The organism is Kistimonas ophiarachnellae, from assembly GCF_057552235.1.
Genome location: NZ_BAAJPA010000008.1, coordinates 116534 through 130218, shown reverse-complemented (window position 1 = coordinate 130218; position 13685 = coordinate 116534). Strand labels below are relative to the sequence as shown.

The window sequence follows — 13685 nt, the reverse complement described above, 5'->3', positions numbered from 1 at the left end:
GCACAAAAGAATGATGAAACCGGCTCATCAGGAGCCGGTTGCGCCACTCAGGAAGTTCAGCAGCGCCTGATCATCCATCGCACGCGCCAAGACCTTATTAATCACAGCGTTCACCATTTCCTCATTCTGGCTGTCTGATGGCGCCTTGATGGTGCGGTAATGGTCCTCTGAGACATAGCGCCCGGCATAACGACGCCCGTCCTTCAAAATTTCAACCCGTATGGCGGCTTTCAGGTCAACCCCGGAGACATAATCCCCGTACGGCACCGTGTATGACAGCTCATCGATGTAAGCCTGAACCTGGGGAACCTCTGTGCTGCTGACTGGCTCCATCCCCATGGATCGCAAGGCATTATCAACGGCAAGCTTGATTGACTGGGCAAACTGCTCATCCAGGTAAATGTAATTGGTTGTTTTGTAGATCCCACCACGAGTGCCGAGCTGTGGTGTCGTTCGCTCATCGTAGACAGTGACAGCCACAGGCCCGCTCAGCTGAGCGGTACGCTCCGCCACTTTGATATCTGGCATAACCTCAACCGTCTGCGGTCCGAGGATACAGCCACCCAGGAGTACGGTCATACTCAGGGGCAATAACCATTTTTTCATAGACTTTCCTTCTGTAACGCCATCTTCAGCCTGATTGGAACATGAAATAATGCGACGAGCGCTTTGTGCAAAAAGGTTGTCACAGGCCAATATGGATCAATATCGTAAAGCAATAAACCTTCCGCTATCTATAACCTCTTTCCAATTAACCTGCTATCAACTGATTTATACTTCATTAAGGAGCTTTATACAGGGAAAGAGCATGGGTTCACGGATATCTAATTCACCCGCCCAAATCAGTTCACCACTGAGCAGAGGAATCAACAAATTCTCTAAAGCAGTGAAAACCAAATTTGGCAGAATGCTACAAACGGCACCTGTTGCTGCAATGATACCTAAACAGGTTGAGAACCGTGCTGCTTCAAAACCATTAAACGAGAGGCAAATCAGTTCAACCTACGAACTCAATGCATTGGTGCGTCAAAATCGGCAAAAATCAACGCCCTCTGTATTCGATAAACTGACCTCTCTAGGGCGCGCTATTGATCCCAAAAGTGAAAATGCTTTGAAACATATCAAGGCGCTGGATACCGCCATCCGGAACCAATACTCAAAAAAAAGCATCACACTTGAACAAACATTTCGAATACGCAGTATCATGACCGGAAAACTCCTCCTTATTGCCAAAAACCCAGACAAAGTCAGTGAACTGAGCAAACCGCTTGTCACGAAACTGATTGGCCCTGAGCGAGCTAAAGACGTGATCAAGGCCATGGACAAAACCATTGATGGAAATCTTGAAGCCCGCCTCATAAATCTGAAAATGCCAGATGTTCCCAACCACAAACCCGAATAACAATTTTCACTAAAAATCATAAGGTTCGGAAATAGAAAAAAGATAAAGCATAGGCTGTGAATAACTAAAGTGTCATTCACGGTTAAAAACGGGTTAGAAGAACCATCAATCTTAATCAGTTAGAAAGCTCTACGCTTCCATCCTCCAATGTTTTTTCCTCAAATAACTGCTTCAACATTCTGATGTCATATGACAAGGGGCGATCATCCCCCAGGAAGGCTGAATGCCTACGCACCCACTGATAAATCATCCGGGAACTCTCACTAAACTGCTCCAGAGAAACGCCCTCCTTCATCCGCAAATCCATTGCCTGCACCAGGGCCAGAGCATCAATGGCCAGCAGCTCCCACAATAAGCCAATCAAACTGCGTGCTTTTCTCGCACCAATTGTTCCCATTGGGACAATATCCTGATTATCGGCATTGGTTGAGATACTCTGGATTGACGCAGGAATCGCCAGTGTGCGCATTTCAGCAAGAATAGCGGACGCAGTCACCTGAGCCCCCATGAAACCACTTTGCAAACCAGGACGTTGCGGCTGCAGCATCGGTGGCAATCCTGATGACTTACTCACATCCACCAGCCTCGCTATTTTCCGCTCACAGTGGTTGGCCAGTGTTATCACGACCTGTGTGAGACTGTCGGAAACAAACGCCACATGCTGTCCAAAAAAGTTCCCCGCCTGAATCACCAGCGCTTCGTCAGGAAATAGCAGTGGGTTATCCGTTACAGCATTCAGTTCGCGCTCAACGACCGTATTGTGATGAATCAACACATCATGAACCGCGCCATATAGCTGCGGAATGCAACGGATAGAATAAGGATTCTGCAACAGAGGTTGTCCCTGAAAGACACCATCTTCAGGTTCACAATCATCGGGAAGGCGGCTGGCGGAAGTATATTCACGCGTCAATAAACAGGAACTGTCGAGCCATTCATTGAGTCGCTCATGGACGTATAACTGCCCCGGATGCTGGCGCACACGGGCAACCCGATGATCAAACGCCTCGGCTTTGCCGAAAAAAACCTCGCTGTATAACAACCCCAGACGCAGTCCCAAATGAAGCTGCCGGCCAACATCCCAGCCGTTCAGCGCGGCAATCCCGGTCATGGCGGATGTCCCGTTGACCAGCGCCAGCCCCTCCTTCGCACCCAGGATCACTGGCTCAAGCCCCTGCTCTGCCAGAAGCGGCATCGCGGGTCGCTCTTGCCCATCCACCAAGAAAGCCCCCTGCCCGGTATAAGCGCCGGTGAGATGCGCCAGCGGGGTAAGATCACCACTGGCGCCGACCGTCCCCCGGGACGGCACAGCCGGAATCAATCCTTTGGAGAACAAGTGAATCAATCGATCCAACGTTATCGCAGAAATACCGGAATGCCCCTGACATAAGGAATGGAGTCTTGCCAGGAAAATAGCCCTCACCTCAGTCTCCGCCAACAGCGGGCCGGTACCCGTCATCAGGTGGGCGATCAGGTTGGCTTGCAGTTCGCGGGTACAGGCTGGATCGATATAGCAGTTGGCCAAAGGGCCAAACCCGGTAGTAATGCCATAGACCAGGCGTCGGCTGGCGCTGATGTCGTGAACAAACTGGTCAGCCCGTTCGACACGTTCACGCGCCTGAATGCCCAGATGCGGCGTTGATTTCCCAATTGCCATCCTGGCCAGACAGTCAAGGGTCAGAGCTTCGTTTCCCAGCTCATAACTTTGTGTCTCTATGCCTTCCAATCCTTCGGCTTCCCCATCGCATTGCGTGGCAATTGTTCACCGATCCGAATCCGTGCCGGTGTTTCACATTCAGTCAACGTATCAGCCATCCAGCCTCTGAAACCATGGAGAAAACGCTGTTCATCAAATGTATCTTCGCCAGCCGTTTCAGGCTCAAGCACCAGAAATGCCTTGAGGCGGTGCCCTTCCCCGGGCGTCATGGCACGAATGGCGCAATCCCTGACACCGGGATACCTTCGCATCATCTCCCGGATTCTGGCCAGATTCACATTCACCCCGCCCACCTGAACCACAGCATCCTTTCTGCCCAGCACATGGAATTGTTGATCATCTATCCATTGCAACTGATCCTGAAGAGCGAATACGCCAGGATCACTACTGCATGACAGGGTTTCATCAAGCGATTTTTTCTGCAGCATACCGACCTTGTTAACACCAGCCTTCCAGTGTGCCATCAACTGAAAAGGTGCCTGCCCCGAAAAACGAAAACCGATCCCACCCGTTTCGGTAGATCCATAAACTTCAACACAGTTTTTCACTGATGCTAAATCCATCTGCTCCCACAAGGACTGCGGCATAGGCGCCGAAGAGCTGATTATGGTTCCAGCACGCATGGTATTCGATGGGTTATCCAGCATGAGCGACACATGATCAGGAAAGCTGATGACAGCATCATCAGGTGCCAGAGGCTTGATAACAGGTTGCAGATGATGATCACTGAATGCCACTTTTCGATAAACAGGCAGCAGAAATCCAAACAGAAATCCGTATATATGATGCAGTGGCACATACCCGTGAAAACGGGCTACCGGTGGAAGAAATTGATCAATAGACTCAACTTCCTGTAGTAACGATGGGAGACTATGAGAAGAAGAGGTACGAATATGGGTGGAGCCTGAGCTGTAAAACTCTATCTTACTCACGCCCTGCGCCCAGGCATCCTGAATAATCGCCGCCCAGTCCGCAAAATGCCGACGGGCCAGCAGGTAATCTTCCGTGCCCGCTTCGTGCAAATGGAACATCTGGTTAACACGGCTGGCGATGGCGACAAGATCCAGAGAATCGATGCCAATACCTTCCCGGTCAATCGTTGTATCCAGCGACCACGAGCCAGCCTGAGCCTTGATCTCCCAGCTGTCACGGTGTTCCGACAGATGTGCCACAATCAGGCTTCTGAGAACGAAAAAAAGGTGCTCTTGCGAAACACCTTTTATCCAGCATTGGTAATCCATCTTACAGACGTTTCACAAAGATCCAGAACGTACCGTCATTCACCACACTGCTTTTCATATGGACCTGCACACGGGTTGGCGTCATGTTGTAGTCGAACGTATATTCGAACAGGGCGTTCAGATCCCCAGCGCTAACCCCCTCATCAAACTTACCTTTGAAAGCGGTCGAATTCGTACAAGGCGCCACCTCCGTAAAGAAGTTCTTGCCCAATACCTCATCAGGGCTTCTGCCAGTAATCTCACCTTCAGCAGCGTTATACATCAATACCTTACCCTCTGCGCTGAGCTGTACCGCGCCGAATGCAAGGTCATCAATTTCATGCTCTGACATTCTTGACAGCATGTTGTTGAGATCCTTGTCATTGAACGAGATTTTTTCCATAACGCTGCTCTCCTGCCCTAACGGGTAATGATTTAAGTCCCTGATCTACCCGGGAATAAATGATCAACACTTAATTAACTATTTATTCGCGTCCAAACTCCAAACCTTTAATCGACACATTGCCCCATTGAACGTTCTTACAGGCAGCCTCGTAGATATGCTCTTCATCAATACACGGATACAACGTTTTAAAGACAGGAGCGCATCCTGCTTGGAAATAAGCACAAGGGACGTTATATTACGCCAAACAGCCATCAACATACGTAGAAAACACAAATGGCATTACCAAGACATAACAATCCGCCCAAGGGGATCAGCAAAAAAACCTTCTTCGCTCCCGCACGCCTGCTTCTGCTACTGCCTTAGGGCAGCATAATTTTCTTCACCCCGGCCCCGCTGAGGCGCATCCAGAAGCATCGGACGCCACTAACAGCACACAACACAGACCTGTATTCCAAATTCCAATAATTGTCTGGAGTGTTTGCGATGAGTGAGAATCGCGTTGTAATTTTCGACACCACCCTCAGGGATGGCGAGCAGAGCCCTGGCGCGTCAATGACCCGTGATGAAAAGCTGCGCATTGCCCGTTCCCTGGAAAAAATGCGCGTGGATGTCATTGAAGCCGGATTCGCCATGGCCAGCCCGGGAGACTTTGAATCCGTAAAGGCCATTGCTGAAACTATCCGGGAAAGCACCATCTGCAGTCTTTCCCGGGCGCTGGACAAAGATATCGACCGCGCTGCCGAAGCCCTGAAATCGGCGTCCCGCGGACGAATTCATACCTTTATCGCCACTTCGCCCATTCACATGAAATACAAGCTTCAGATGGAACCGGAGCAGGTGATTGAACAGGCTGTCCATGCGGTCAAACGCGCCAGAAACCTGGTGGAGGATGTCGAGTTTTCCTGCGAAGACGCAGGTCGTTCGGAACTGGATTTTCTCTGCCAGATTATCGAGAAAGCCATTGATGCCGGTGCGCGAACCATCAACATTCCTGATACCGTCGGCTATGCCCTGCCTCACCAGTTCGGGGAGACTATCCGGCAGCTGATCGAGCGTATCCCTAATTCCGACAAAGCCATTTTCTCCGTGCACTGCCACAATGACCTCGGCCTTGCCGTTGCCAATTCTCTGGCAGCCGTCGTTAACGGCGCCCGCCAGGTAGAGTGCACCATCAACGGTTTGGGTGAGCGAGCCGGTAATGCTTCGCTGGAAGAGATCGTCATGGCGATTCGGACCCGCAGTGATTGCCTGCAGGTAGATACCGCTATCGATACTCGCCAGATCGTGCCTGCCTCTCGTCTGGTTTCCGGCATCACCGGTTTCCCGGTGCAGCCCAACAAGGCCATCGTCGGCATTAACGCCTTTGCCCATGAAGCCGGCATTCATCAGGACGGCGTACTCAAGCACCGGGAAACCTATGAAATCATGAGAGCCGAGGATGTTGGCTGGAATGCCAACCGGATGGTACTGGGCAAGCACTCTGGCCGGAATGCATTCAAGAGCCGCCTGCAGGAACTCAACATCACCATCGCGGATGACGAAGCCCTCAACAAGGCCTTCATGCAGTTCAAGGCGCTGGCGGACAAGAAACACGAAATCTACGATGAAGACCTTCAGGCTCTGGTTACCGATGCCAGAAACCAGGAAATTGCCGAGAAATACAGCCTGCTGCAGATGGAAGCCAGCTCGCGGATGGGTATCACCCCTGAAGCCCGCCTGACCATGACGGTGGATGGCAAGGAAGAACAGATCACCAGTGAGGGCGATGGCCCGGTGGATGCAATCTTCAAGGCCATCGAAACCGTGGCGGATTCCGGCGCCAAGCTGGAGCTTTACTCCGTCAACGCGATCACGGAAGGTACCGACTCACAGGGTGAAGTCACGGTCCGCCTCGCCAAGGACGGGCAGATTGTCAACGGTAACGGCGCTGACACCGATATCCTGGTGGCATCCGCCAAAGCCTATATCAATGCGTTGAACCTGCTGACATCCGGCATTCGCAAGGCGAATCCGCAGACAGACAGCGTCTGAGCAACGCCCGTCAATCCAAAACGGGCAGTAACCATTCTGTTACTGCCCGTTTTGCTTATCCGCGGTTTTGCATACAATAGGAAGGTGCCAGTCAACAGCCCCTCCGGGGCGGGAGCCTCCGGAGCCGCATGAACGAACAGCAACGCCAGCAATACCTTGACGCCATGGGCATCCAGCCCTGGTTTCCCCGTTATATCCTGCCGGAAGCGAAACCCTCGACCACCTGCGAATGGGACTGGGAAGCCTGGGAGGCGGAACATCCACCAGCCGTTGCGGTAGAGCAACCCCAAAATAACGTCGGGCAAGCAGTCACACCTGCGCCCTTTAAGCCTGTCGGCAAACCGGTTATGCGACCTGCGGATATTCTGGGTGGAACACCTGAAAAGGCCGTAGAAGCGAATACTGAAACGCCAGCAGAAAACGTTACCGTCCAGAGTAAACCCGTCAAACCTGCTGAGCGATTTCGTCTGGTCACGCTCTCAGTTAACGACGACTGCCTTGTGGTTTCTGAGTTGCCCAGCACCGGCATGAACCAGTTCACCCGTTTCCATGAAAGGCTGTTGAGGAATCTTCTCTTTTCCGTCGGTATTCCTGTCGTTTCAACATTGCAGCCTGCTCTGTTTGACTGGCCTATCGCCGGCAACCGGGCTGACCAGGATGAACAGGCTGCCCATGACGCCGTGCACGGTTACCTGACCAACCAGTTTGGCCTGCGTCGTCGTAAAATGGTCTTTCTGCTGGGCCGCAATTGTGTACGCTATGTCATGGGTCCGGATACCGACTTTGATGAAGTCCGGGGTATTCAGGACAAGGACCAGCAAATGACAGTGATTACCCACAGCCTGGATGCACTGATGAAACTGCCCGCCATCAAGGCTGACACCTGGCGCGATATTTCTCCTCTGTTAACCCGTAACTCATGATCACGTCTGAAACATTTTCCGAGCTTGCCCCACTGGTGCAACGCGCCATGACCCTGGCGGACCTTGAGTCCGTCTTTGCGGTTGAATGTCTTGCGCATTCCCATCCCTGGTCAATAGGCAACCTCAGGGACTGCATTACCTCTGGTTATCACTGCCAGATACTGGAACAGGACGGCGAGATTGTTGCCTTTGGCATCATCTCCGCCGCCGTCGGTGAATCTCATCTGCTGAACCTGGTGGTATCGCCCAACCATCAGCGTCGGGGTTTGGGTAAGCAATTGCTCAGCCAGCTCCTTAAAGCAGCTGTTCAGCTCGACGCGGAGGTTATGTTCCTGGAAGTTCGCGCTTCTAACAAAGGTGCCATCAACCTGTATCTTGAAACCGGCTTTTCAGAGATCGGTCGACGCAAGGATTACTACCCGGCCAAGCATGGGCGGGAAGAAGCCATCGTTATGGCCCTGGACCTTACCTTTCTTGATGATTGATATCGCCTCCGCCGATCATCCCCTTCACATGCGTGGCTCAGGTCGATAGACTGCGGCCACGCCAACAACAACGATGACAGGCTTTGCCCATGGCCACACTGCTCCGAGCATGCTTCGCATTACTGCTATTTTTACCCACACTGACCGCACAGGCGGATGATAAAAACTTCACCCTGCTGCACACCAATGACTGGCAGTCCCGCCTGCTGGGTTTCGGCCCCAACCTTGAGTACACCCCCAAAACGATCAACGATGACAAAACCACCGGTGGCATAGCTCGTCTTGCAACCAAGATCAAAACGATCCGAGCGCAACAATCTGCTGGAGAGCCGCTGATGCTACTTGATGGCGGCGACTTCAGCATGGGCACCCTGTTTCACACGATTACCCGGGAAACGGGCTCAGAACTGCAGCTGATGCAGAAACTGGGCTATGACGCGATTACCCTGGGCAACCATGAATTTGATTTCCGTCCGGATGGGCTGGCACAGATGATCCGTTCTGCCCATCAGGCACAAGGCGCCATTCCCCCCATCGTGATCTCCAACCTGTTTTTCTCCGAATCTGGCAAGGGCGATGCATCGCTGAAAGCGGTCTACGACGACCAGTTGATCCGTCGCAAGCTGGTGCTGGAAAAAGACGGCATCCGGTTTGGTTTCTTTGGCCTGATCGGTGTCGATGCCCGCAATTCAGCTCCGAATGCCAAGCCTGTGCGCATTGACCGTCAGATCGAAGTGGCAAAATCCATGGTGACTGAACTGAAGCAGCAGGATAAAGTGGATGTCGTTATTCTGCTCTCCCACAGCGGTGTGGTGCAAAACAGTGATGGTCTGTGGACGGGAGAAGAAGTCGAATATGCCCGCCAGGTGCCGGGTATCGATATCATCATCGGCGGCCACAGCCATACACCGATTTTTGAACCCATCATGATCAACGGTACACCGATTGTTCAGGCAGGCTCTGATGGTCAGTACCTCGGAGAAATGGCGGTCAAGCTGACCGACAATGGCATTCAAATGACCGGCTATAAACTCCACCCGATCAATGACAAGATTCCCGGGGATCCGGAAATCATCAAAATGATTGCCGGTTTCAAGGCGCAGGTCAGTGAAAAGATGCTCACGCCCAGGGGGTATCACTTCGATCAACCACTGGTGAAAACACCAGCTAATCTGGGCCGGGAGTACGATGACCCCCGACTTGGCAACCTGGTCACCGACGCCATCCGTAAAGCGACAGACGCCGATATCGGCCTCACCGGTAACGGGACATTGCGTGACGATATCCTGCAGGGCGAAACCGGCATACAGGCTGTCTCTGACATCTTCCGGATTCAACCTCTCGGTATTGGCGAATACGATGACGAACCTGGTTACCCGCTGATGAAAGCCTGGTTGACCGGCCCAGAGGTCAAGAGCCTGCTGGAAGTGCTGCTGCTCGGTTACCAGACCCGCAGCGACGCCTATTATCCGCGCCTGTCCGGTATTCGTTTTACCTATAACAACTTCCGTCCCCCTTTTGACCGGGTGACCAAGATTGAACTGGGCGATCCGGTCAATGGTTACACTACTATGGACCTCAGCGGTAAAAGCGATCGTCTCTACAGCATTGGTGGCACAAGCTATGTCGGTAGCTTTACCTGGATCATTCCGGATATCAGCCATGGTCTGCTGAGCGTCACCCCGAAATATGCCAACGGTCAGCCGATTGCCAATATTCGTGATGCTATTCTCGACATCAGCCCGGAAACACCCGGAATCCAGGAAATGAAAATCTGGCAGGCGATGCTGGATTACCTGGGTTCATTGCCGGATCTGGATAACGATGGTTTGTCCGACATCCCGCTGGACAGCACCACCACCGGGCAACGCATGATCGCGGATCATAGCCTCAATCCGGCCAAACTCTTCAGTAATACCACCTGGATTCTATGGACGGCACTCGGTCTGACAATCATCCTGATCGGCTTGCTGGGATGGTTACTGGTAGCTGTGACACGGCGAATACTGCGCTAAGGCTCGTCATCAAACGGTATGCCTTGTAACACAGGCATACCGTTCCTTTCTCGATTTCCAGACACACTACACTTAACTCAACAGGTTACGTATTCCTGCTAATAACAGGCAGCAATGCGTCACAAACGATTATCCGAAACCCTGAATATTCAATGGATTCCTTAAAACCACTACTGACCAACAATCGCACCTGGGCACAGGAAAACAAGGCACAGGATCCTGACTTCTTCAGTCGCCTGAGCACCGGCCAGTCGCCCCAATATCTCTGGATCGGTTGCTGTGACAGCCGGGTACCTGCTGAAATGCTCACTGGCGCCCAACCGGGTGACCTGCTGGTACACCGGAATGTCGCCAACATGGTCTTGCATGACGACACTAACTGCCTCTCTGTACTGCAGTTTGCCGTGGAAGCACTGAAAATCGAGCACATTGTAGTTGCCGGTCATTACGATTGTGGCGGCGTGAAAGCGGCCATCAATGGCGGGGCCTGCGGAAAGCTGGGCAGCTGGCTGCATCACCTTGAAGACATTTACCAACAACATAAAGCGCAGTTTGATTTACTGACCGATGAGGAAGAACGCATCAATCTGCTCTGTGAACTCAATGTGGCTCACCAGGTCGTTAATGTCGCCAACACGATTACCGTTCGAAAAGCGTGGCAAAATCACTTTCCCCTGACCATTCACGGCTGCATTTACGATATCGGCGATGGCTTGCTGAAAGAGATCGGCGTCTCGGTTAACGGGCCGGATGTCATACCTGCGCAATTTCAGAGTTCTGATCATGACTAAACGCTAACAGCCCCGTCAACTTATCGACTCAATTTAACGGTAAGAATCTTGTCTATCCTTGCTTATTAAGTAAGCGTGCTGTTTCTGTTGTCGCTTTTTAATCAAACCTCAAACCATGGAATGGTACGTGATGAATAAAGTCCGCAATGCATTGCTGGCAGGCATGGTCTTTTGTCTGCCGGCAACCAGTCAGGCTGTTGATATGTATGCCTTTGCCCGCGGGGGAATGGCCTCTACTCAGATAAACGATACAGCACCCACAAACCCAAGAAATCTTGGTATCGTCAAAGAAGACAACAACCATGATAGTTCTGTCGCTTCTATTGGACTGGGATTTGTTATTAACCGCCATCTAAGACTGGAGCTGGAAGGTTCTATTTTGAATAAGTCCAGTTTTCAGACAGACCTACAAATCGCAGGGGAAACAGTTACACTCCCCTTTCCACCATTTACTGAAATAACTCCAGTGGCAGGAACCGGCTTCAACAAAATTGATATAGAATCCGAGGTTTACCTGCTCAAAGCCTATTACGACATTCCCATCAATGAGACTGTAGCCCCCTATTTCATGGCCGGCATCGGCTATGCCCGCAACAAGGCATCCGGTGTGCAGACGTTCTCCGCCAATGCCAACTGGAATGAAAAATGGGATGACACCACCAGCAGCGACACCGCCTGGACCATCGGCATAGGCCTGTCCTACCAGTTCGACCAGAACCTGACGTTTGACCTTGGCCTCGAACACCGGAACCTGGGCAACTGGGAGCTGGACAATCTACCCGCCACCGGCGATGAATCCTTCAAGGGCGACCTGGAATCCACCACTTTGCTGTTTGGCGTACGCTACCTCTTCCATTGATGTGTCTGTAACCCCGCTGCACTCGTGACACCCTGTCCCAGTGCAGCGTCTCAGTAGTACCCTGCCAGCCGCGAAAATCTTGCGAACAGACAACCCTGTGCTAACTTCCATAGGCGGATCGTTACTATCCCATCCTCATAATCACCAGTACGCCTGCCTTGATGACACTCCCGGCCACTGAGTCTTTTCGCATGAACCCCTGCCGTGCCCTGCTGTTTCTGACCACACTCTGGTGCTCACTGGCGCTGTCTGCCTCACTGCCAGCACCCAAACTCAATAATAATCCCCAGTGGGATATGATTCTCACCAATCCTCGACCGGTACTGACCTTCTCACTGGCCAGTGCCGATCCCTCCTGGACCTACGAACTGCAGATTGCCAAAGATGCCAGGTTCCGGCAGACCGTGGCCACCTACAGTGAGATCCGACCGTTCAACCCGTACTACGCCCAGATGCGGATTCCTGCACGGGACGCCCTGTCCAACGGACGCTATTACTGGCGGGTTCGTGCACTCAACCCAAAAGATCTCAGCAGTGACTGGGCCGTGAGCCAGGCATTCACCCGGGAGCATCAGGACTTTGCCGTCATGGCCCGGTCATCCTATATCCAGGTCATGCGCAATATGAACCGTCCCGTCTATTCGACCCAGCTCCATCCCGCCGCAGTGGCACCCTACAACGAGTCCGAACCCGTCATGGCCCATTTCCTTGAATTGGCCTCTCGCTGGCACTGATCCGTCCGGCGGGTAAAGACTTCTATCACTCCCCAGAGGAGAGTGTTTCATTCACTCCAGGTCATTGCTATGCAGGAAAATGGAACTCAGGCACACAAACAGCGCAACGGGCTAATTGCCCTGCTGATTGTCGTACTACTGATCGCTGCCGGGTATTTTTATCTGCAACACGAGAAAAAATATCCAGACACCGATGATGCCTACATTCATGCCAGTATTATCTATATTGCCTCCCAGGTTGCGGGCAAGGTAAACCGTGTCAATGTCGTGGATTATGAGGCCGTCGACAAAGGCGACCTGCTGGTTCAGATTGACCCGGCACCTTATGAAGCGGCACTGGACAAAGCCCGGGCCATCTATGAAAACGCCACCCAGCAGAATCGTGCTGCCGGGGCAGCGATCCTCGCCGCCAGTGCCGATGTTCGCAGCAGCAATGCCAAACTGACCGACGTACAAACCCACTATGCCCGCACCATGTCTCTCGTGGCGGAAGGCGCATTACCCAAACAGTCAGCTGATGACGCCAGGGCTGATCTTTCTGCCGCGCAGAATGCCCTGGATGCCGCCCGGGCAACCCTCTCACAACTGATCGCTGAACAAGGTGCTGATGGCAGCCGGGCGCCGGCGGTGAAAGAGGCCGCCGCAGCCCTGACCCAGGCCAGCCTGAATCTGTCACATACCAACATCACCGCGCCTTCCTCCGGCAAGCTGGGCAAAGTCAGCATCCATCCCGGGAGTATCGTTTCCGTGGGTCAGGCCATGACGCCACTGGTGGTTGATGGCAGCTTCTGGATGCAGGCCAATTTCAAGGAAGACGATCTTGGCCGTATTCGTCCCGGTATGCCGGTGGATATTGATCTGGACATGTATCCGGACACCACGTTCTCCGGTCGGGTGGAAGCCATTTCACCAGCCAGCGGTTCGGCTTTTTCGCTACTGCCCCCGGAAAATGCAACAGGTAACTGGGTAAAAATCCCCCAGCGTTTCCCCGTCAAGGTCAGCATTGAGCAACAGGCCGGACAGCCTCCCCTGCGTGTGGGCGCCAGCGGCACTGTCACCGTGGATACCGTTGCCCAACACAGCACCAACGGCGATGCATGAC

The 13685-nt window shown here is 52.7% G+C and carries 13 protein-coding genes; 9 read left to right on the top strand and 4 right to left on the bottom strand.

What is annotated here, in order from left to right; all coding sequences use genetic code 11:
* Window positions 1–27 precede the first annotated feature (27 nt).
* Window positions 28–606, bottom strand: coding sequence for a YajG family lipoprotein (locus AC27K1_RS11790; protein ID WP_487150785.1), 579 nt, complete (start codon window positions 604–606; stop codon window positions 28–30).
* A gap of 202 nt (window positions 607–808) precedes the next feature.
* Between AC27K1_RS11790 and AC27K1_RS11785 the strand changes: the two genes are divergently transcribed.
* Entirely contained in the window at window positions 809–1402 is a 594-nt protein-coding gene (locus AC27K1_RS11785; RefSeq protein WP_487150784.1) for a hypothetical protein, read from the top strand.
* Window positions 1403–1517: 115 nt separating this feature from the next.
* On the opposite strand, the gene AC27K1_RS11780 is transcribed toward AC27K1_RS11785, so the two are convergent.
* The 3 genes from AC27K1_RS11780 to pyp form a co-directional block, all read right to left on the bottom strand.
* A complete protein-coding gene (locus AC27K1_RS11780; RefSeq protein ID WP_487150782.1) occupies window positions 1518–3128 on the bottom strand; it encodes an HAL/PAL/TAL family ammonia-lyase in 1611 nt (536 codons plus the stop codon).
* The gene (locus tag AC27K1_RS11775; RefSeq protein ID WP_487150780.1) at window positions 3116–4291 is read right to left on the bottom strand and encodes a hypothetical protein; all 1176 of its coding nucleotides are present in this window, start codon (window positions 4289–4291) and stop codon (window positions 3116–3118) included. The genes AC27K1_RS11780 and AC27K1_RS11775 overlap by 13 nt, the downstream gene beginning before the upstream one ends.
* Window positions 4292–4361: 70 nt before the next feature.
* Window positions 4362–4742, bottom strand: coding sequence for a photoactive yellow protein (gene pyp, locus AC27K1_RS11770; protein WP_487150779.1), 381 nt, complete (start codon window positions 4740–4742; stop codon window positions 4362–4364).
* A 486-nt stretch (window positions 4743–5228) separates the two neighbouring features.
* Between pyp and AC27K1_RS11765 the strand changes: the two genes are divergently transcribed.
* The 8 genes from AC27K1_RS11765 (at window position 5229) to AC27K1_RS11730 (ending at window position 13684) form a co-directional block, all read left to right on the top strand.
* Window positions 5229–6776: a 2-isopropylmalate synthase gene (locus tag AC27K1_RS11765; protein ID WP_487150777.1), complete on the top strand. Its 1548-nt coding sequence runs from the start codon at window positions 5229–5231 to the stop codon at window positions 6774–6776.
* A 128-nt stretch (window positions 6777–6904) separates the two neighbouring features.
* The gene (locus AC27K1_RS11760) at window positions 6905–7699 is read left to right on the top strand and encodes a uracil-DNA glycosylase family protein (RefSeq protein ID WP_487150775.1); all 795 of its coding nucleotides are present in this window, start codon (window positions 6905–6907) and stop codon (window positions 7697–7699) included.
* A complete protein-coding gene (gene rimI, locus AC27K1_RS11755; protein WP_487150774.1) occupies window positions 7696–8184 on the top strand; it encodes a ribosomal protein S18-alanine N-acetyltransferase in 489 nt (162 codons plus the stop codon). The genes AC27K1_RS11760 and rimI overlap by 4 nt, the downstream gene beginning before the upstream one ends.
* Before the next feature lie 89 nt (window positions 8185–8273).
* Entirely contained in the window at window positions 8274–10199 is a 1926-nt protein-coding gene (locus AC27K1_RS11750) for a bifunctional metallophosphatase/5'-nucleotidase (protein ID WP_487150773.1), read from the top strand.
* 152 nt (window positions 10200–10351) lie between these two features.
* Window positions 10352–10990 carry a carbonic anhydrase gene (locus tag AC27K1_RS11745; protein WP_487150771.1) on the top strand — a complete coding sequence of 213 codons (639 nt, stop codon included), beginning with the start codon at window positions 10352–10354 and terminating at the stop codon, window positions 10988–10990.
* Window positions 10991–11120: 130 nt separating this feature from the next.
* Window positions 11121–11849, top strand: a complete 729-nt coding sequence (locus AC27K1_RS11740; protein WP_487150769.1) for an outer membrane protein — start codon at window positions 11121–11123, stop codon at window positions 11847–11849.
* Between the two features lie 191 nt (window positions 11850–12040).
* The gene (locus AC27K1_RS11735) at window positions 12041–12583 is read left to right on the top strand and encodes a hypothetical protein (protein WP_487150767.1); all 543 of its coding nucleotides are present in this window, start codon (window positions 12041–12043) and stop codon (window positions 12581–12583) included.
* 69 nt (window positions 12584–12652) lie between these two features.
* Window positions 12653–13684, top strand: a complete 1032-nt coding sequence (locus tag AC27K1_RS11730; RefSeq protein ID WP_487150766.1) for an HlyD family secretion protein — start codon at window positions 12653–12655, stop codon at window positions 13682–13684.
* The last annotated feature ends 1 nt before the right edge of the window (window position 13685 follow it).

Bases quoted from the DNA above. Each gene is read 5' to 3' on its own strand.
- AC27K1_RS11790 (WP_487150785.1), bottom strand. From the start codon at position 606: ATGAAAAAATGGTTATTGCCCCTGAGTATGACCGTACTCCTGGGTGGC.
- AC27K1_RS11785 (WP_487150784.1), top strand. From the start codon at position 809: ATGGGTTCACGGATATCTAATTCACCCGCCCAAATCAGTTCACCACTG.
- pyp (WP_487150779.1), bottom strand. From the start codon at position 4,742: ATGGAAAAAATCTCGTTCAATGACAAGGATCTCAACAACATGCTGTCA.
- AC27K1_RS11765 (WP_487150777.1), top strand. From the start codon at position 5,229: ATGAGTGAGAATCGCGTTGTAATTTTCGACACCACCCTCAGGGATGGC.
- AC27K1_RS11760 (WP_487150775.1), top strand. From the start codon at position 6,905: ATGAACGAACAGCAACGCCAGCAATACCTTGACGCCATGGGCATCCAG.
- rimI (WP_487150774.1), top strand. From the start codon at position 7,696: ATGATCACGTCTGAAACATTTTCCGAGCTTGCCCCACTGGTGCAACGC.
- AC27K1_RS11750 (WP_487150773.1), top strand. From the start codon at position 8,274: ATGGCCACACTGCTCCGAGCATGCTTCGCATTACTGCTATTTTTACCC.
- AC27K1_RS11745 (WP_487150771.1), top strand. From the start codon at position 10,352: ATGGATTCCTTAAAACCACTACTGACCAACAATCGCACCTGGGCACAG.
- AC27K1_RS11740 (WP_487150769.1), top strand. From the start codon at position 11,121: ATGAATAAAGTCCGCAATGCATTGCTGGCAGGCATGGTCTTTTGTCTG.
- AC27K1_RS11735 (WP_487150767.1), top strand. From the start codon at position 12,041: ATGAACCCCTGCCGTGCCCTGCTGTTTCTGACCACACTCTGGTGCTCA.
- AC27K1_RS11730 (WP_487150766.1), top strand. From the start codon at position 12,653: ATGCAGGAAAATGGAACTCAGGCACACAAACAGCGCAACGGGCTAATT.